General features: G+C 58.1%; 20 protein-coding genes. 17 read left to right on the top strand and 3 right to left on the bottom strand.

Annotated elements, in window-relative coordinates; translation table 11 throughout:
- The first annotated feature begins 2 nt into the window (after nucleotides 1-2).
- The 16 genes from C1720_RS02165 (at nucleotide 3) to C1720_RS02095 (ending at nucleotide 15,209) form a co-directional block, all read left to right on the top strand.
- Entirely contained in the window at nucleotides 3-623 is a 621-nt protein-coding gene (locus C1720_RS02165; RefSeq protein WP_102283080.1) for an NADH-quinone oxidoreductase subunit C, read from the top strand.
- Entirely contained in the window at nucleotides 624-1,877 is a 1,254-nt protein-coding gene (locus C1720_RS02160) for an NADH-quinone oxidoreductase subunit D (protein ID WP_102283079.1), read from the top strand. It begins immediately after the preceding gene.
- Nucleotides 1,874-2,404, top strand: coding sequence for an NADH-quinone oxidoreductase subunit NuoE (gene nuoE / locus C1720_RS02155; RefSeq protein WP_102283078.1), 531 nt, complete (start codon nucleotides 1,874-1,876; stop codon nucleotides 2,402-2,404). The genes C1720_RS02160 and nuoE overlap by 4 nt, the downstream gene beginning before the upstream one ends.
- Entirely contained in the window at nucleotides 2,401-3,756 is a 1,356-nt protein-coding gene (gene nuoF / locus C1720_RS02150) for an NADH-quinone oxidoreductase subunit NuoF (protein WP_102283077.1), read from the top strand. The genes nuoE and nuoF overlap by 4 nt, the downstream gene beginning before the upstream one ends.
- 14 nt (nucleotides 3,757-3,770) lie before the next feature.
- Complete coding sequence (gene nuoG, locus C1720_RS02145) at nucleotides 3,771-5,915, top strand: NADH-quinone oxidoreductase subunit NuoG (protein ID WP_102283076.1); 2,145 nt, start codon at nucleotides 3,771-3,773, stop codon at nucleotides 5,913-5,915.
- Nucleotides 5,912-7,000 carry an NADH-quinone oxidoreductase subunit NuoH gene (nuoH, locus tag C1720_RS02140; protein ID WP_102283075.1) on the top strand — a complete coding sequence of 363 codons (1,089 nt, stop codon included), beginning with the start codon at nucleotides 5,912-5,914 and terminating at the stop codon, nucleotides 6,998-7,000. Before nuoG ends, nuoH begins: the two co-directional genes overlap by 4 nt.
- Nucleotides 7,001-7,016: 16 nt before the next feature.
- Nucleotides 7,017-7,523, top strand: coding sequence for an NADH-quinone oxidoreductase subunit NuoI (nuoI, locus tag C1720_RS02135; protein ID WP_102283074.1), 507 nt, complete (start codon nucleotides 7,017-7,019; stop codon nucleotides 7,521-7,523).
- 16 nt (nucleotides 7,524-7,539) lie between these two features.
- Nucleotides 7,540-8,193: an NADH-quinone oxidoreductase subunit J gene (locus C1720_RS02130; protein WP_050715757.1), complete on the top strand. Its 654-nt coding sequence runs from the start codon at nucleotides 7,540-7,542 to the stop codon at nucleotides 8,191-8,193.
- Nucleotides 8,190-8,492: an NADH-quinone oxidoreductase subunit NuoK gene (gene nuoK / locus C1720_RS02125; RefSeq protein ID WP_102283073.1), complete on the top strand. Its 303-nt coding sequence runs from the start codon at nucleotides 8,190-8,192 to the stop codon at nucleotides 8,490-8,492. The genes C1720_RS02130 and nuoK overlap by 4 nt, the downstream gene beginning before the upstream one ends.
- A 7-nt stretch (nucleotides 8,493-8,499) precedes the next feature.
- Complete coding sequence (gene nuoL / locus C1720_RS02120; protein WP_102283072.1) at nucleotides 8,500-10,524, top strand: NADH-quinone oxidoreductase subunit L; 2,025 nt, start codon at nucleotides 8,500-8,502, stop codon at nucleotides 10,522-10,524.
- A gap of 15 nt (nucleotides 10,525-10,539) precedes the next feature.
- Nucleotides 10,540-12,015 (top strand): NADH-quinone oxidoreductase subunit M, encoded by a 1,476-nt coding sequence (locus C1720_RS02115; protein ID WP_102283071.1) that lies wholly within the window; start codon nucleotides 10,540-10,542, stop codon nucleotides 12,013-12,015.
- 12 nt (nucleotides 12,016-12,027) lie between these two features.
- Nucleotides 12,028-13,524: an NADH-quinone oxidoreductase subunit NuoN gene (nuoN, locus tag C1720_RS02110; protein WP_050715761.1), complete on the top strand. Its 1,497-nt coding sequence runs from the start codon at nucleotides 12,028-12,030 to the stop codon at nucleotides 13,522-13,524.
- Nucleotides 13,525-13,609: 85 nt separating this feature from the next.
- The gene (locus C1720_RS13950) at nucleotides 13,610-13,816 is read left to right on the top strand and encodes a hypothetical protein (RefSeq protein ID WP_199170935.1); all 207 of its coding nucleotides are present in this window, start codon (nucleotides 13,610-13,612) and stop codon (nucleotides 13,814-13,816) included.
- The gene (locus tag C1720_RS02105; RefSeq protein ID WP_050715762.1) at nucleotides 13,813-14,118 is read left to right on the top strand and encodes a DUF2818 family protein; all 306 of its coding nucleotides are present in this window, start codon (nucleotides 13,813-13,815) and stop codon (nucleotides 14,116-14,118) included. The genes C1720_RS13950 and C1720_RS02105 overlap by 4 nt, the downstream gene beginning before the upstream one ends.
- Nucleotides 14,108-14,770 (top strand): NUDIX domain-containing protein, encoded by a 663-nt coding sequence (locus C1720_RS02100; RefSeq protein WP_439650727.1) that lies wholly within the window; start codon nucleotides 14,108-14,110, stop codon nucleotides 14,768-14,770. The genes C1720_RS02105 and C1720_RS02100 overlap by 11 nt, the downstream gene beginning before the upstream one ends.
- A complete protein-coding gene (locus C1720_RS02095; protein WP_102283069.1) occupies nucleotides 14,757-15,209 on the top strand; it encodes a DUF1178 family protein in 453 nt (150 codons plus the stop codon). The genes C1720_RS02100 and C1720_RS02095 overlap by 14 nt, the downstream gene beginning before the upstream one ends.
- A 528-nt stretch (nucleotides 15,210-15,737) precedes the next feature.
- On the opposite strand, the gene ruvA is transcribed toward C1720_RS02095, so the two are convergent.
- From ruvA to ykgO, 3 genes are all read right to left on the bottom strand, one after another.
- Nucleotides 15,738-16,316, bottom strand: coding sequence for a Holliday junction branch migration protein RuvA (ruvA, locus tag C1720_RS02090; protein WP_050715764.1), 579 nt, complete (start codon nucleotides 16,314-16,316; stop codon nucleotides 15,738-15,740).
- Nucleotides 16,317-16,331: 15 nt separating this feature from the next.
- Nucleotides 16,332-16,736: an I78 family peptidase inhibitor gene (locus C1720_RS02085; RefSeq protein WP_050715765.1), complete on the bottom strand. Its 405-nt coding sequence runs from the start codon at nucleotides 16,734-16,736 to the stop codon at nucleotides 16,332-16,334.
- Between the two features lie 168 nt (nucleotides 16,737-16,904).
- Nucleotides 16,905-17,054, bottom strand: a complete 150-nt coding sequence (gene ykgO, locus C1720_RS02080) for a type B 50S ribosomal protein L36 (RefSeq protein WP_050715766.1) — start codon at nucleotides 17,052-17,054, stop codon at nucleotides 16,905-16,907.
- Between the two features lie 416 nt (nucleotides 17,055-17,470).
- Between ykgO and C1720_RS02075 the strand changes: the two genes are divergently transcribed.
- Nucleotides 17,471-18,373: a lytic transglycosylase domain-containing protein gene (locus C1720_RS02075; protein ID WP_082203394.1), complete on the top strand. Its 903-nt coding sequence runs from the start codon at nucleotides 17,471-17,473 to the stop codon at nucleotides 18,371-18,373.
- The last annotated feature ends 300 nt before the right edge of the window (nucleotides 18,374-18,673 follow it).

Genomic DNA, 18,673 nt, shown 5'->3' with positions numbered 1-18,673 from the left:
TCATGCTGACAGAAACAGTGAATTACGCCATTGCGCCTGACGTCTTGCGAGACAAGATTGCGATTGCGCTGGATGGATTGGCGAGTAGTGTGAACGTGGCGCTTGGCGAAGTGACGGCGCTTGTGTCCGCTTCATCCTATTTACAGGCCGCCCAGATTTTGCGAGATGCGCCTGATTGCTGCTTTGAACAGATGATTGATTTGTGCGGCATGGATATGTCTGCTTACGGAGATGGGCGCTGGGAAGGAGCGCGCTTCGCCGTGATACTGCACTTGCTGTCTGTAAGCCACAACCAGCGTGTGCGCTTGCGCGTGTTCTGTGAGGACGATGACTTTCCAGTGCTGCCTACGGTCACGGGTATCTGGAGCTCGGCCAATTGGTATGAGCGGGAAGCGTTCGATCTATATGGAATCATGTTCGACGGGCACGGCGACCTGCGCCGCATCTTGACGGATTATGGTTTCGTTGGACATCCATTCCGCAAAGATTTCCCTTTGACGGGGCATGTGGAAATGCGTTACGACGCCGATCGTCAGCGCGTAGTTTATGAGCCGGTTTCAATTGAGCTGCGTGAAATTACGCCTCGAGTCATCCGTGAAGAGTCATACGGAGGCATGCGGTAAATGGCGGAAATCAAGAATTACACGCTGAATTTCGGCCCCCAGCACCCGGCGGCGCACGGGGTGTTGCGATTGGTGCTGGAGCTAGACGGCGAAGTGGTGGAACGCGCTGATCCGCATATTGGCCTGCTGCATCGCGCAACGGAGAAACTGGCTGAACACAAGACCTTCATTCAGGCATTGCCATACATGGATCGGCTCGATTATGTGTCCATGATGTGCAATGAGCATGCCTATTGTCTGGCAGTTGAAAAGCTGTTGGGTATTGAGGTGCCTATTCGTGCGCAATATATTCGCGTAATGTTTGCCGAGATTACGCGAATCCTGAATCACTTGATGTGGCTCGGCTCGCATGGCAACGACTGCGGCTCTTCAACGATTCTGATTTACGCCTTCCGCGAGCGCGAAGATCTGTTTGATATGTATGAGGCCGTTTCGGGTGCGCGTATGCACGCGGCTTATTTCCGGCCAGGCGGCGTGTATCGTGACTTGCCGGATTCCATGCCGCAATACAAGGCGAGCAAAGTGCGTAACGCCAAGTCGCTGGAGGCGCTCAACGCCAATCGCCAAGGGTCGCTGCTCGACTTTATAGAAGACTTCACCAAGCGTTTTCCTGTTTATGTGGATGAATATGAGACGCTGCTGACGGATAACCGGATATGGAAACAGCGGACGGTCGGCATTGGGGTCGTTGATGCAGACCGCGCCTTGAATATGGGGCTGACGGGGCCTATGCTGCGCGGTTCTGGTGTTGCGTGGGATTTGCGCAAGAAGCAGCCATATGATGTTTATGACAAGGTAGATTTTGATATTCCTGTTGGAAAAACGGGCGACAGTTACGACCGTTACCTCGTTCGCGTGCAGGAAATGCGCGAGTCCAACAGGATTATCAGGCAATGCGTGGATTGGCTGCGCGCCAATCCAGGTCCGGTTATTGTGCAGAACTACAAGGTGGCCCCGCCTCCGCGTGAGCGCATGAAGTTCGGCATGGAAGATCTGATTCACCATTTCAAGTTGTTTGCCGAGGGCATGCATGTGCCCGAAGGTGAAGCTTATGCTGCGGTGGAGCACCCGAAAGGGGAGTTTGGCATCTACATGGTGAGCGATGGCGCCAATAAGCCCTATCGCATGAAGATTCGCGCGCCGGGGTTTGCGCACCTGTCGGCCTTTAACGAACTGGTTAAAGGCCATATGCTGGCTGACGCAGTGGCGATTATTGGCACGTTGGATATCGTGTTTGGGGAGATCGACCGATGAATACACGTGTCGCATCCATTACCGCAACGCCTCTATCAGAGGCTACTCGCATGCGGTTTGATCGTGAAGTTGCGAAATATCCAGCGGGTCAGAAACAGTCAGCCGTCATGGCCTGTCTTTCCATCATCCAGCAGGAGCAGGGATGGGTCAGTCCTGAGAGCGAAAAGGCAATCGCCGAATATCTGGAAATGCCGCCGATGGCAGTGCATGAAGTGACGACTTTCTACAATATGTACAACCAACATGCTGTTGGAAAGTACAAATTGAATGTCTGCACGAATCTGCCTTGCGTATTGCGCAATGGCGCGAAGGCGTTGGCGCATTTAGAACGGAAACTCGGCATTTCGGCCGGAGAAACCACGCCTGACGGCTTGTTTACCCTTCAGCAATGCGAATGCCTGGGGGCTTGCGCTGACGCGCCTGTCATGCTGGTTAATGACCGCACCATGTGCAGCTTCATGGAAAGCGATAGACTGGATCAGCTTGTTGATGGTCTGCGCGCGGCTGAAAATGGAGACGCCGCATGAAAGATGTCGCTCAGTTTCTCTCTCAGTTTCAGTCTTCGGGAGAAAAAACTTGTTTTCATGGCCGTCATATCAATCCCCAGATTTATGCGGGATTGAATGGCAACAATTGGAGTCTCAAGGATTACGAGGCGCGTGGAGGGTATCAGGCCCTGCGCAAAGTTCTTGGCAAAGATGGCGGTGAAGGTCTGACGCAGGATCAGATCATTGCCATCATCAAAGAGTCAGGCTTGCGTGGCCGTGGCGGCGCGGGTTTCCCGACTGGCCTCAAATGGAGCTTCATGCCACGGCAGTTTCCGGGCGACAAGTTTCTGGTTTGCAACTCTGACGAAGGCGAGCCTGGAACCTGCAAGGATCGTGAAATTCTGATGCATAACCCTCATATTGTTATCGAAGGGATGGCTATCGGAGCTTTCGCAATTGGCGCTTCCCGTGGATACAATTATATTCACGGAGAAATCTTCCAGGTTTATGAAAGATTCCAGGCGGCCTTGCAAGAGGCGCGCGAGGCTGGCTATATTGGCCAAAATATTATGGGCAGCAACTTCAATTTTGAGTTGAATGCGCATCATGGTTTCGGCGCTTACATTTGTGGAGAAGAAACAGCGCTGCTTGAATCCATAGAAGGAAAGAAAGGGCAGCCTCGCTTCAAGCCGCCATTTCCAGCAAGCTTCGGCCTGTATGGCAGGCCAACCATCATCAATAACACGGAAACATTTTCTGCTGTTCCCTGGATCATCCGTAATGGTGGACAGGCTTATCTTGAATGCGGGAAGCCCAATAATGGCGGCACCAAGATCTTTTCCGTAAGTGGTGATGTGGAGCGCCCCGGAAATTATGAAATTCCACTCGGAACGCCTTTTTCTGTCTTGCTGGAGTTGGCGGGCGGTGTTCGCAGTGGACGGCAGCTTAAGGCGGTCATTCCCGGCGGCTCTTCATCGCCTGTCCTGCCTGCTTCCATCATTATGGATTGCACAATGGATTATGATTCCATTGCAAAAGCAGGCTCCATGTTAGGTTCTGGTGCAGTTATCGTGATGGATGATACGCGCTGCATGGTTAAGTCTCTTCAGCGTTTGTCTTATTTTTATATGCATGAATCTTGCGGTCAGTGCACGCCTTGCCGTGAAGGGACGGGCTGGCTATGGCGAGTGGTTGATCGCATTGAAAATGGCAAAGGCCGTCCAGCGGATATGGATCTGCTCGACTCGGTTGCAGGGAATATCATGGGGCGCACGATTTGTGCTTTGGGCGATGCAGCCGCCATGCCTGTGCGAGCCATGCTGAAGCATTTCCGTCCTGAATTTGAATACCACGTTGAACACAAGACCTGCACGGTCTCGTCCTATGTCTGAAAGGCGCGAACGTCATGGTTGAAATTGAAATTGATGGCAAGAAAGTCGAAATAGCTGAGGGAAGCATGGTGATTCATGCTGCAGACAAAGCTGGCATGTATATTCCCCACTTTTGCTATCACAAAAAACTATCCATCGTAGCCAGTTGCCGCATGTGCCTGGTGGACGTGGAAAAAGCGCCTAAACCGGTGCCTGCTTGCGCAACACCCGTCACGCAAGGCATGGTGGTGCGCACTCACAGTGCCAAAGCTATCTCAGCGCAAAAATCGGTAATGGAGTTCCTCCTGATCAATCATCCGCTGGATTGTCCGGTTTGTGATCAGGGCGGAGAATGTCAGTTGCAGGATTTGGCTGTGGGTTATGGCATGTCTGGCACGCGTTATGAAGAAGAAAAGCGCGTGGTCAAACCCAAGGACGTGGGGCCGCTGATATCCATGCAGGAAATGACGCGCTGTATTCATTGCACGCGTTGTGTGCGTTTTGGGCAGGAAATTGGCGGCTCAATGGAATTCGGCATGGCGAATCGTGGCGAATTTTCCGCAATTGAAACATTCATTGGCCATAGCGTGGATTCTGAACTGTCGGGCAACATGATTGATGTTTGTCCAGTCGGCGCGCTCACCAGCAAGCCCTTCCGTTTCAGTGCCCGCACGTGGGAATTGTCTCGGCGAAAAAGCGTCAGTCCGCATGATTCCACTGGCGCGAACCTGATTGTGCAGGTCAAGAACAACAAGGTCATGCGCGTTGTTCCATTTGAAAATGAAGCTGTCAATGAATGTTGGATTGCGGATCGTGACCGTTTTTCTTATGAGGCGTTGAATGGCGAGGATCGCCTGACCAAGCCAATGCTCAAGCAGGGCGGGCAATGGCAGGAAGTGGATTGGCAAACCGCTCTTGAGTATGTGGCCAATGGCCTGAATGACATCAAGGCGGAATTTGGAGCGGACAAAATTGGCGCTTTGGTGAGTCCGCACAGCACACTGGAGGAGTTGTATCTCGCAGCTCAATTGGTGCGGGGCTTGGGTAGTGAAAATATTGACTATCGCCTTCGCCATACTGAATTTGACCAGCCTGAGGGCATTCGGTGGCTTGGCACGGCAGTTGAGTCTCTCTCCAGCTTGCAGGGGGCGCTGATTGTGGGGTCAAACCTGCGCAAGGACCACCCCTTGTTTGCACAGCGAATTCGCCAATCTGTGCGGCATGGCGCAGTCGTTTCGGCGATTACATCGCACAATTTGCTGCGTCATGTGGATGCTTGGGCCATGCCCGTCCAAAATCAGTTTCTGCTTGATCCAGCCGATTGGTGCCAGGCGCTGGCTGTGGTTGCACAGGCAGTGGCGGCTGAAAAAGATGTGCCCGCTCCGGTTGAAGCGTTTATTGATATTCCGGATGTGGCGATGTCCATTGCCAAGGCTTTGCTTTCGGGCGGCACTCAGGCGATTTTGCTGGGCAATGCGGCGGCGCATCATCCACAGGCCAGCAGCCTGCTGGCTTTGTGCCAGTGGCTGGGCTGCCAGACGGGAGCCAGCGTTGGTTATTTGACGGAAGCTGCCAATACGGTTGGCGCGCAGTGGGTGAAGGCATTGCCGGGCCACAATGGGCTGAATGCTGGACAAATGCTCGCAGGCGGCCTCAGGGCGTTGCTGCTGCTCAATACTGAGCCTGCGATGGATGCAACTGCTCCGGTTGAAATGGAAGACAACGGCATGGTGGTTACGTTCAGCCCATTCAAAGCCAACATGGATGTCAGCGATGTGCTGCTGCCCATTGCGCCTTTTTCCGAAACATCGGGAACGTTCGTGAATGCTGAAGGCCGCGTGCAGAGTTTTCATGCCGTGGTCAAGCCGTTGGGCGACACGCGACCGGCATGGAAGGTGCTGCGCGTGCTTGGCGATATGCTGGGATTGGCGCAGCCTGTTTTCAATTCCTCGCAAGAAGTATTGGCGCACGCGTTGGGTGGCTCAGGTATTTCCATGCTGCCCGCCAGCTCGTTGAGCAACGCAACGCAAGCGTCCATCACAGTGGAAAAAGCTGTCAATGTGCCCCGTGATTGGGGAATCTACGAGCTGGATGGCATTGTGCGGCGCGCGCCTGCGCTTCAGCAGACAACGGATGCGCGCGAATACAGATCGCAGGGTGAGCAAGGAGTGGCGGCATGATTGATGCGCTGCACGATTTTGGATTGCACCTGTTTGCAGGCCAATGGTGGGCGCATGCCGCATGGCCCATTGTTTGGACCCTGCTGAAAATCATCGCAATCATTGCTCCATTGATGGTTGCCGTGGCCTACACCACCCTGTGGGAGCGCAAGTTGCTGGGCTGGATGCAAGCGCGGCACGGGCCCAACCGCGTGGGGCCCTGGGGTCTGCTGCAACCGGCTGCTGATGGCATCAAGTTGCTGACCAAGGAGATTATTCAGCCAACGGCTTCCGCCAAGGGGTTGTTCATCATGGGGCCGCTGATGGCCATCATGCCCGCTCTTGCAGCCTGGTCAGCCATTCCTTTCGCGCCTCATGTGGCGCTGGCCGATGTGAATGCGGGACTGCTGCTGGTCATGGCCATCACTTCGATTGAGATTTATGGCGTGATTATCGCGGGGTGGTCTTCCAACTCGAAATACGCTTTTTTGGGCGCTTTGCGTGCTTCGGCCCAGATGATCAGCTATGAGATCGCCATGGGCTTTTGCTTTCTAGCCGTGCTCATGGTGTCTGGCAGCATGAATTTGACCGACATTGTCATGAAGCAGGCGGAAGGCGTGGCCTTTGGCGGCATTTTTGCCGGTACTTTCCTGTCATGGAACTGGCTCCCGCTCATTCCGATGTTCGTAGTGTATCTGATTTCCATGGTAGCTGAAACCAATCGGCACCCATTCGATGTGGTGGAAGGCGAAGCCGAGATTGTCGCAGGCCATATGGTCGAATATTCGGGCATGGGTTTTGCGGTATTTTTCCTGGGTGAATATGCTGCCATGTGGCTGGTTTCCATATTGGCAGTCATCATGTTTTTGGGCGGATGGCTGCCGCCGGCTGATTTCGCACCGTTCACATGGATTCCTGGGTGGATCTGGCTGGGCGTCAAGACAGCCATCGTGCTGACCATGTTCATTTGGATTCGCGCCACTTTCCCTCGATTCCGTTATGACCAGATCATGCGCTTGGGATGGAAGGTGTTTATTCCCGTCACACTCGTTTGGCTATTGGTCATTGGCGTCTGGATGCATACGCCGCTGAATCTCTGGCTCTGAATACCGGAGCGCGAATATGAATCCTGTTGCAACTCCTTTTTCGATCAAGGACTTTTTCAAGAGCTTCATGCTCCTGGAATTATTCAAAGGCATGGCTTTGACGGGGCGTTACGCTTTCCGCCGCAAAGTCACGGTGATGTTTCCGGAAGAAAAAACGCCGCTGTCACCGCGTTTTCGCGGCCTGCATGCCTTGCGCCGTTACGAAAACGGCGAGGAACGCTGCATTGCCTGCAAATTGTGCGAGGCCATCTGTCCGGCGATGGCCATCACTATCGAGTCCACTCAGCGGGAAGATGGCACGCGCCGCACCACGCGCTATGACATTGATCTGACCAAATGCATCTTCTGCGGTTTCTGCGAGGAAAGCTGCCCAACCGATTCCATTGTTGAAACCCAGATTTTTGAATACCACGGCGAAAAGCGCGGCGATCTTTATTTCACCAAGGAAATGCTGCTGGCCGTGGGTGACCGGTACGAAAAAGACATCGCTGCCGCGAAGGCCGCTGATGCCAAATATCGCTGATTCACAGGCACGATTCATGGACATTCAGGCTGGTTTTTTCTATCTGTTTTCTGCCGTGCTGCTGTTTTCAGCATTCAGGGTGGTGACGGCGCGCAACCCCGTGCATGCCGTGCTTTTTCTGATGCTGGCGTTTTCGCAAGCTGCGGGAATCTGGCTGCTGCTGAAAGCCGAATTTCTTGCCATCACGCTGGTGCTGGTTTATCTGGGCGCGGTGATGGTGCTGTTCCTTTTCGTCGTGATGATGCTGGACATCAATATTGACAGTGCACGGCAAGGTTTTTGGAAGCATTTTCCGCTGGCGTTGGGCGTAGGCGCCGTGATTACGCTTGAAATGGCGGCTGTCCTTAAAGGCGGCTTTAGCGCGGCGCAAGCGCCTGAAATGCAGGCTGTGCTGGCTGGCGTGAACGCAGGCAATAGCAAGATGCTGGGCGGACTGCTATACACGCAATACCTGTACCCGGTGCAGATTGCCGCAGTCATTTTGTTGGTGGCCATGATCGCCGCCATTGCGCTCACGCTGCGCGAACGCAAGACTACCAAGAAAATTGATCCTTCCATTCAGGTGCGTGCCAAAGCGGCAGACCGTTTGGTCGTCGTTTCCATGCAGGCGACGCAGGCGGCTCCGGCAGTGGAGGAGGCGGCTGCTCCAGCCGAGGAGACGAAACGATGACACTGGCGCATTGTCTGATATTGGGCGCAATTCTGTTTGCGATAGCTATCGTCGGCATTTTTCTCAACCGCAAGAATCTGATTGTGCTGCTCATGGCCATCGAGCTGATGCTGCTGGCTGTCAATCTGAATTTCGTGGCTTTTTCGCATTATCTGGGTGATATGCACGGGCAGGTGTTTGTTTTTTTCATCCTCACGGTGGCCGCTGCTGAATCGGCCATTGGCCTGGCTATTTTGATGCTGCTGTTCCGCAATCGATCCAGCATTAATGTAGATGAACTCAATGAATTGAAAGGGTAAACGCATCATGAGTCAGACCCTTTCCACTGCGGCTCTGCTGGCCGTTCCGCTTGCGCCTTTGGTTGGGTGCCTGGCTGCCGGTATTTTGGGCACAACCTTCGGCGGCAACGTCATTGGCCGCCGCGCTTCGCATACAGCCACCATTCTGGGCGTTTTCATTGCCTTCCTTGTTTCCGCCTGTACGCTCAAAAGCGTGGCGCTGGATGGCGCGCGATTCAACCAGACCATTTATGAGTGGATGGTTGTGGGCGGCCTGAAAATGGAAGTGGGCTTCATGGTCGATGGTCTCACGGCCATGATGATGTGCGTTGTCACCTTTGTATCGCTCATGGTGCACGTGTATACCATTGGCTATATGGATGAAGATGCAGGCTACAACCGCTTTTTCTCTTATATCTCGCTATTCACTTTTTCCATGTTGATGCTGGTGATGAGCAACAACATGCTCCAGCTGTTTTTCGGCTGGGAAGCTGTGGGGCTGGTGTCTTATTTGCTGATCGGTTTCTGGTTCAACAAGCCAACAGCCATTTTCGCCAACATGAAGGCGTTTTTGGTAAACCGCGTGGGCGATTTCGGCTTTATTCTGGGAATCGGCCTGATTGCAGCTTATACCAATACCCTCAACTACACCGAAATATTCACCCATGCCCGCGAGCTGGCGGCCCAGACGATGCCGGGCACGGACTGGATGCTGGTGACGGTTATTTGCATCTGCCTGTTTATTGGCGCAATGGGCAAGAGCGCGCAGTTTCCGCTGCACGTGTGGCTGCCGGATTCAATGGAAGGCCCCACGCCTATTTCCGCGCTGATTCACGCGGCCACCATGGTGACGGCAGGCATTTTCATGGTGACGCGCATGTCGCCGCTGTATGAGCTGTCGGATGCTGCTTTGAGTTTTATTATGGTTATTGGCGGCATTACGGCGTTGTTCATGGGCTTTCTGGGCATTATTCAGAATGACATCAAACGCGTGGTGGCGTATTCCACGTTGTCGCAGCTGGGCTATATGACAGTCGCGTTGGGCGCTTCGGCTTATTCCGTGGCCGTGTTTCACCTGATGACGCATGCGTTTTTCAAGGCGCTGCTGTTTTTGGCAGCTGGTTCGGTCATTATGGGTATGCACCATAACCAGGATATGCGCTGGATGGGCGGCGTGCGCAAATACATGCCTGTGACGCACTGGACTCTGCTGATCGGCACGCTGGCTCTGGTTGGCACGCCTTTTTTCTCGGGCTTTTATTCCAAGGACGCCATTATTGAAGCAGTAGGCGCCAGCCATGTCTGGGGGGCAGGCTTTGGCTATTTCGCCGTGCTGGCGGGCGTGTTTGTCACTTCTTTCTATTCATTCCGTCTTTATTTCCTCGTCTTCTGGGGCAAGGAGCGGTATGACCAGAACCCGGAAATCCACCACCATGATGATCATCATGGCCACGGTCATGATGCCCAACCGCACGAGTCGCCCTGGGTCGTCTGGGTGCCGCTGGTCATGCTGGCCATACCTTCCATTTTCATCGGCTTTTTCACGCTCATGCCGCTGCTGTTTGGCCCGTATTTCAGCGATGTCATTTTTGTTGATGTCATGCGCCACGGCGCGATGGCCGAGCTGTCCGAACATATTCATGGCGCTGTCAGCATGGCTTTGCATGGCTTTGTTTCCTGGCCGTTCTGGCTGGCCGTGGCGGGTGCGGCATCAGCTTGGTACATGTACATGGTCAATCCGGCGCTGCCGGTGGCGCTCAAGCGGTTCTTCATGAGCGCGGGCATTTACCAGTTTCTGGAAAGCAAATATTTCATGGACTGGATTTACGAAAACATCTTTGCTCGTGGCGGCCGCGTGATTGGCACGGGGCTATGGCTGGGGGGCGACCGCGCGCTGATTGATGGCGCGGTGGTCAATGGCTCCTGGAAGCTGATCGGCCGGATTTCGGCCCTGGTGCGCCGCGTGCAGACGGGCTATCTCTACCACTACGCCCTCTGGATGATTCTGGGTGTTTTCGTGTTCATGACGTTCTTTGTCTGGCTCAACAAGTAAAAGGAAGCGTTGGAAATGAGTTGGTTGAGCCTTGCCATCTGGACGCCCATCGTCTTTGGCCTTGTCATCCTGCCGCTGGGGCGCGATAGCCAAGCTTCGCTGGCGCGCTGGCTCGCGCTGGCCGGGTCTGTCCTGGGCTTTCTGGTCACGCTGCCGCTGTACACCGGCTTTCAGGCAGGCACGGCGCAAATGCAGTTTGTCGAAAAAGCGCCGTGGATTGAGCGTTTCAACATTTATTACCACCTCGGCGTGGATGGCATCTCGCTGTGGTTCGTGCTGCTGACAGCGTTCATCACCATCATCGTCGTCATTGCCGGCTGGGAAGTCATCCAGAAGAAGGTCAATCAGTACATGGCGGCCTTTCTCATCCTGTCCGGGCTGATGATTGGCGTGTTCGCCGCGCTGGACGGGCTGCTGTTTTACGTGTTCTTCGAGGCCACGCTGATTCCGATGTATCTCATCATCGGCGTCTGGGGCGGGCCCAACCGGATTTACGCCGCCTTCAAGTTCTTCCTCTACACCCTGATGGGGTCGCTGCTCACGATGGTGGCCTTCGTCTATCTGTATTGGCGTTCGGGCGGCAGTTTTGATATTCAGACCTGGCATCAGCTGCCCCTGCCCCTGCCGGTGCAGACTCTGCTGTTTTTTGCCATGTTCGCCGCCTTCGCCGTCAAGGTGCCCATGTGGCCCGTGCATACCTGGCTGCCGGATGTGCACGTGGAAGCGCCCACGGGCGGCTCCGCCGTGCTGGCGGCCATCATGCTCAAGCTGGGCGCTTATGGCTTTTTGCGCTTTTCCATGCCCATCGCGCCTGATGCCGCGCATGAATGGGCCTGGCTGATGATCACCCTCTCTCTCGTGGCCGTGATTTACGTGGGCCTGGTGGCGCTGGTGCAGCAGGACATGAAAAAGCTCGTGGCTTATTCCTCGGTGGCGCACATGGGTTTCGTCACCCTGGGTTTTTTCCTGTTCAACGACCTCGGCGTGGCGGGCGGCCTGGTGCAAATGGTTTCGCACGGGTTCGTTTCCGCCGCCATGTTCCTGGGCATTGGCGTGCTGTATGACCGCGTGCACTCGCGCGAAATCGCGGCCTATGGCGGCGTCGTCAATACCATGCCGCGCTTTGCCGCCTTCGCCCTGCTGTTTTCCATGGCCAACTGCGGTTTGCCGGGCACGGCGGGCTTTGTGGGCGAATGGATGGTGATTCTGGGCGCCGTGCAATTCAACTTCTGGATTGGCCTGGGCGCTGCCACGGCGCTGATTCTGGGCGCCTCCTACACCCTGTGGATGTACAAGCGCGTCTATCTGGGCGCCACCGGCAACGACCACGTGCGCCAGCTCAAGGACATCAATGCCCGCGAATGCCTGATGCTGGCCCTGCTGGCGGCCGCCATACTGGGCATGGGCCTGTATCCCAAGCCGTTCACTGACGTCATGGACGCCTCTGTAACCCACTTTCTGCAACACGTTGCCACATCCAAGCTGAATTGAGGAGCTGTGAACATGATTGACCGACTCAGCTGGCTGGCGATCTACCCTGAAATCGTGCTGCTGGCCATGGCTTGCGTGATTCTGCTGATGGACCTGATGGTCAAGGGCAGGCTGCGCACGCCCACCTACCTGATGTCCCTGCTCACGCTGGCCGTGGTGGCCGCGCTGACGGCGTTTTTCGCGCAAGACGGCAAAACCGTCTATGGCTTTGGCGGCCTGGTGGTGAGCGATCCCATGAGCAACTGGCTCAAGTGCTTTGCGGCCCTTTCCACCATCGTCTGCTTCGTCTATGGCCGCGCTTACGCGGCCGACCGGGGCATGCTGCGCGGCGGCGAGCTTTTCTCGATGGGCCTGCTGTCGCTGCTGGGCGCGTTCGTCATGGTTTCGGCCAACAACTTCCTGCTCATTTACCTGGGGCTGGAGCTGATGACCCTCTCGGCCTATGCGCTTGTGGCGCTGCGCCGCGACGACGCCACGGCCACTGAAGCGGCCATGAAGTATTTCGTGCTGGGCGCGCTGGCTTCGGGTTTTCTGCTCTACGGCCTGTCCATGCTTTACGGTGCCACGGGCACACTCGATATCGGCGGCGTGCGCCAGGCCATTGAAGCGGGCGCGGCGCAAAAGCAGGTGCTGGTATTCGGCCTTGTTTTCGTGGTGGCCGGCCTGGCCTTCAAGTTCGGCGTGGCGCCTTTCCACATGTGGCTGCCTGATGTGTACCAGGGCGCGCCTACGGCCATCACGCTCATGATCGGCTCGGCCCCCAAGATCGCGGCCTTCGCCATGGCCATCCGCCTGCTGGTGGAAGGGCTGCTGCCGCTGGCCTTTGACTGGCAGCAAATGCTGGCGCTGCTGGCCATTGCCTCGCTGCTTCTGGGCAACCTGGCGGCCATTGCGCAGACCAACCTCAAGCGCATGCTGGCCTACTCCACCATCGCGCAAATGAGCTTTGTGCTCATGGGCCTGATGGCGGGCGTGACGGACGGCAACCCGGCCGGGGCCGAAAACGCCTACAGCAGCGCCATGTTCTACACGCTCTCCTACGTGCTCACCACGCTCGTGAGCTTTGGCGTGATCATGCTGCTGGCGCGCCAGGGCTTTGAAAGCGAAGAAATCGCCGACTTCGCGGGCCTGAATCAGCGCAGCCCCTTGTTCGCCGGCATCATGCTCATCTGCCTGTTTTCGCTGGCGGGCATTCCGCCGATGGTGGGCTTTCAGGCCAAGCTTGGCGTCATCCAGGCGCTGGTGAGCACAGGGCAAAGCGCCTACATTGCGCTGGCCGTGTTCGCCATCGTCATGTCGCTGATTGCCGCCTTCTACTACCTGCGCGTCATCAAGGTCATGTATTTCGATGCGCCCGCCGGGCCGCAGGCGCAAGCCGCCATCGCCGCCCCGGCCGATCTGCGGGCCGTGCTCACCGTCAATGGCCTGCTGGTGCTGGGCCTGGGCCTGCTGCCGGGCGCGCTGATGGAAGCCTGCCGCAGCGCCATCGCGCACATGCTCAATACCTGAAAGCCGAGGCGGCCCTGCTGCCGGCCCGCCGCCTGCGCTGCTTGCCTCTGGCGCCCGGCGCTCCTTACTGCCGCTGCGCAGGCTGTTGAAAAGTCTGAAATACCTCAAAATCAGGAGCAAATTCAAGGCGCAAAAATGGCCTTTTGCGCAATATCGGCGGGGAGGTCATGCTATGGAACAAAGAGCAAATAAAGCGATGTGGCACCAGACGCTGGCGCGCACATGCGGCATGCTCGCCGCCGCGCGCCGGACGGCTGGCCCCGGCGGATATCGGGAAAAGGCATTGCCATGAGTCAAAGCGCAAGCATCTGGCTGTTGATCGCCCTGGCGGCGCTGGCCGCCAACCTGCCCTTTCTTAACCAGCGCTGGCTGGCCGTCTGGCCCGCGCCATCGGGCCGCAAAAGCCTGGGCCTGCGCCTGCTGGAGCTGGTGTTCTGGTACTTCGTGACGGGCGGCATCGGCAAGGCGCTGGAAGCCCATGCGGGGCAGATCCACCCGCAAGACTGGGAGTTCTACGCCGTCACCGCCGCGCTCTTTCTCACGCTGGCCTTTCCCGGCTTTGTTTACCGCTACCTGCTCAAACGTGGACGCTGACCGCACCCCCGCCCCTTCGCTCTTCCCCGCCGGCCCTGACTTTCGGGACGAAACCCTGCGCGAGCAGCCGCTGGCCTCCGAGCCTTTGCTGCAAGGCCATTTCCTGCGCGTGCAGCGCGACACCGTGCGCCTGCCGGGCGGCCAGCACGGCGAACACGGCGGCACGGCCACCCGCGAATACGTGCGCCACCCCGGCGCAGCCGTCATCGCCGCCCTTCTGGAAGACGGACAGGGCGGCTGGCGCGTGGTGCTGGAGCGCCAATGGCGTCACCCCCTGGGCCAGGCCATCATCGAGCTGCCTGCCGGCAAGCTCGACCCCGGCGAGCCGCCCCTGCACTGCGCCCGCCGCGAGCTGCGCGAAGAAACCGGCTACACCGCCCGCGAATGGGCCTGCGCGGGCCTGATGCACCCCACGCCCGCCTACTCCACCGAGGGCATCCACCTCTGGTTCGCGCGCGGCCTCACGGCAGGCCCGCGCCAGCTTGACGCGGGTGAACACCTGCACGTCTTCACCGCCACCGTGCCCGAACTGCTCGACTGGTGCCGCCAGGGCCGCGTGACCGACAGCAAAACCCTCGCCGCCGCCCTCTGGCTGCAAAACTACCTCAGCGGCGCGTGGCCGCTTGACTGGCAGCGCGATGAAAGTGCTTGACTTGCAATGCGACCAAGGCCACGTCTTTGAAGGCTGGTTTGCCTCCGAAGACGACTACCAGGCCCAGCGCCAAAGCGGCCTGCTCGCATGCCCCCTGTGCGGCGCGCCCGATGTGGACAAACTCCCCAGCGCCCCGCGCCTGAACCTGGGCAGCGGCGGCGCGCCAGCAGGGCAGGGCGGCCCAAGCGGCGGGCCAGAGGGGGCCGCTTTGCCTGCCATGCAGGCCGCTTTACTGAAAGCCATGCGCCGTCTCATGCGCGAAACCGAAGATGTCGGCGCCCGCTTCGCAGAGGAAGCCCGCCGCATCCACTACGGTGAAACCCGTGAACGTCCCATCCGTGGCCGCGCAAGCCCCGAAGAAACCCACGCCCTGCTGGAAGAAGGCATCCCCGTCATGTCTTTGCCCCTGCCGCCCGGATTCGATGGCGAGCTTCAATGAGCAGAGGTGAAAAATCTGGGCCGCCTGCTTTTTGAAAGAGCATGACGGCGAATACAGGCTGCGCCAGAGCTTGCCAGACGGTCAAGCGCCAGAAAAACGGGTCAGGGTCTGGCCGCGAGAGATAAAAAGCCGGTCAGGACACTCAAGGCACAGACGGCACCCTGCTTCTCGCAGGCTTGGCCGCTGTTCTTTTCTTGCATGCGCTGGCTTGCCTGTCTTGGCTCATGAAGCTGCGGCTGCCGCCAGACCGCGTTTTTGGCATGGGCCATTTCTACCGTCCATCCGGCATCAGAAACTGGAGCAAATTTGAGAGGGTCGAAACACCGCTCTGCGCAATATCTACTAGGACGTCTTGCTATGAATAGTAGAGCGAAATTGACCTTGTCCAATGCTTGCCCACAGGTGTGAAAAGCGGCCTGGCGGCCTGCGGCGCTGCAAGCGGCAGGTCAGGCCGCCCAGGCTCATCTGCTCTTTCGCCCTTTGCGGCCAGACTTCGCTCGGCCTCACGGATAGATGGGCGACAGGCTTTTACCGCGCCAGGGTTTTGAGGGCCTGCTTGATGCCTTCGCTTACGCCTACGTCGGCAGGCAAGGCCTTGAGGGCGGCGGCGGCTTCTTTTTCGCTGTAGCCCAGCGCCAGCAGAGCCTGCTGGATGTCGGCGTGCGCATCGCTGGCTGGCGCGGCCGCGCCGGAAGCGGAAAGGTCGGGAGAGAGTTTGCCCTTGAGTTCCAGAAGCAGGCGTTCGGCTATTTTCTTGCCGATGCCCGGCAGTTTGGTCAGGCGGCCCGCCTGCTGGGTGGAAACGGCCTGCGCAAGATCGCTCACGCTCATGCCCGATAAAACGGCCAGCGCCATGCGCGGGCCGATGCCGCTGATGCGGATGAGCTGGCGGAAAGCGTCACGCTCGGCGGCGGTGCCGAATCCGTAGAGCGTGTGCGCGTCTTCCCGCACGACCAGGTGGGTGAGCAGCGTGACGGGCGCGCCAGCGGCGGGCAGGTTGTAGAAGGTGCTCATGGGCACGTCTACTTCGTAGCCGACGCCATGGCAGTCGAGCAGCAGGCGCGGCGGGTTCTTTTCGGCCAGCAGGCCAGCCAGGCGTCCGATCATGGTCAGGGCTGCGAATCAGCCGCAGGTCACGCGCACGACCGCGCCTTGCGCATTGACGATGACGTTCAGGCGGCCTATCTGCATTTCCTTGGTGGTGGCGCTGTTTTCGCGCAGCATGCGGGCAAGGTCTGCGCCAGCGGCGGCGCGCGCCTGCTCCAGCATGGCCGGGCCGCCGTAGGGTTTGCCGACGATGGACTGCGCGGCTTTGGCGTTGCATTGGTTGCGCGCGGCTTTGCCGCTTTCCACTTGCGTGATTTCACGCGGCTGGCTTGGCTGGCCTTGCGCGTGGTCATGAGCGTGCGGGTGCATGGGAGTCTGGGTCTGTGCGGGTTCAGGGGCGGGCTTCGGGGCGTTGGTGCAGGCGGTCAAAGCCATCAGGGCGGCAAAAGCCAGAGGGTAGGCAAACAGCCGTTTTTCCATGTTGAGTGCTCCACAAGTTTGTTGAAAAGAAATCGTGAAAACGAAAACGCGCTGCTCCTGCCCGGGCAGCGCGCGTGGGATGGTAACTGCCTGCCTGGAGTTGAAAGCGAAACGGGCGCCTGTTTTCAGACGCCCGCTGGCAGATTCGTGAAAGCGGCGCGCGCTGCTTCAACACTTGTTTTTGTTCTTGGCGCCGCCCTGGCGCGCCTTCAGGCGCGGGTTTGACTTGCAGATGACGTAGATGCGGCCACGGCGGCGCACCACCTGGCAGTCGCGGCTGCGCTTTTTGGCTTCTTTGAGGGATGAAAGCACTTGCATGATTGAAATACTCCTTTGTGTTTCAGAACTTGTTCAAAGTCTGTCTGTGGGCGCGAAAAACGCGGACTCGGCCAGACGCTGAACGGGTTCATAGGGGGGGACGGGAAAGCTGTCGATTGTAGTTATGTTCTAACAACTGTGATGCGTTTTCCCTTTGGAAAAAGCCAGAAACACGCGAAAAACGCACGTGTGCTAGAGTCCCGCTCCGCAACTTTTCACGCATTAGGCCATCAGCTTGGCTACCTCCAACAGGTAGCCAAATTTTTTTGGAAAGCCCGCCCGCCAACAGCCAGACAGCCATTGGGCGGGACTCTCAAGGAGCCTCCGGCAAACAAAATACAAAGGCGCTGGCTCCCGCCTTTTTCACGGTGACCCGCAGCAGCGCCATGCCGCCTGCGGACATGAAAGGAAGCAACATGCAAATTCCCGCCAGGCTGAACGCCCTGGGGCGCGGCATCAACACCTTCGCGGTTGATGTGGCCGCCGGGTTCTTCCAGGTTTCGCACAACGGCTTTGCCCTGCTGGGCCTGGCCGTGGTTTGCGCTGTAGCCTTGCTGGTGGCGCGGCCCGATTTGCGCCATCAAGGCGAAGAGCAACTCACCTCATGGCTCAAGGCGCGGCAGGCGGCACAGGTGGGCTTTGAAGCCGAACCTGTGGCCAGCCGCCGGGCCACGGCCGCCAACCCGGTGGACTTGCCGCCGGAGCAGGCCAACGCGGTGCAGTGGATCAGCCGCAAATACCGCGTAGCCCCCGAGCCAGTAGCCGCCCTGGTAGCCGAAGCCTATGAAACAGGCCAGCGCGTGCGGCTCGATCCCACGCTGATCCTGGCCGTCATGGCCGTCGAATCCAGCTTCAACCCCTTCGCACAAAGCAACGTGGGCGCACAGGGGCTGATGCAAGTGATGACCAAGGTGCATACCGACAAATACGAAGACTTCGGCGGCAACTTCGCCGCGTTTGACCCCGTCAGCAATCTGCGCGTGGGCATCCGCGTGCTCAAGGACTGCACCACGCGTTTCGGCTCCACGGCTGGCGGCCTGAAGTGCTACGTGGGCGCCGCCAACATGGAGGACGATGGCGGCTACGCCGCCAAAGTAATGGCCGAACACGCCCGCATCTACCGCGCTGCTACGGGCCGCGCCCTGCCCGCAGCGGCCAGCGAAGAAGCGCTGCGCGCCAAGGCTTCCGCCACCGGCACGGCGCCAGCCTCTGCTGACGCCTTGACGCAAGCCGGGTCACTGGCGGAAAGCAGCGCCAGCCCAGTCAACCCATCCAGCCGCAAGAGCCGCAACGCCATCAGCGTAGCCAGCGCGTTTTAAAGCCTGGCTTTCTTTCGCCACGCGCCAGCTGCCGCCTGGAACGGTCTGCTTTCGCTACGGGCGCGCGGCCTCTTGAAAAAACCTGCACCGCTACAATCTTGGCCCTCGACTCGCGGCAAGAGCGACAGCAACACCTCCGGCCCGGCCTGCCACGCGCACCAGATTCAGACGCAGCGGCCACTTTCCCGCAAGGATTGCACACCAAATGATCGCCCGGACATCTTGCCTGCGCGCCGCAAGGCACCCCTTGCCTGCTGCGTCCTGACCGCACTCCTTTGTTCTGATGTCTGAACGCATGGC

The sequence above is a fragment of the Ottowia massiliensis genome (assembly GCF_900240305.1).
GTDB classification, from domain to species: domain Bacteria; phylum Pseudomonadota; class Gammaproteobacteria; order Burkholderiales; family Burkholderiaceae_C; genus Ottowia; species Ottowia massiliensis.
This window is presented reverse-complemented; position numbering and strand designations above follow the sequence as displayed.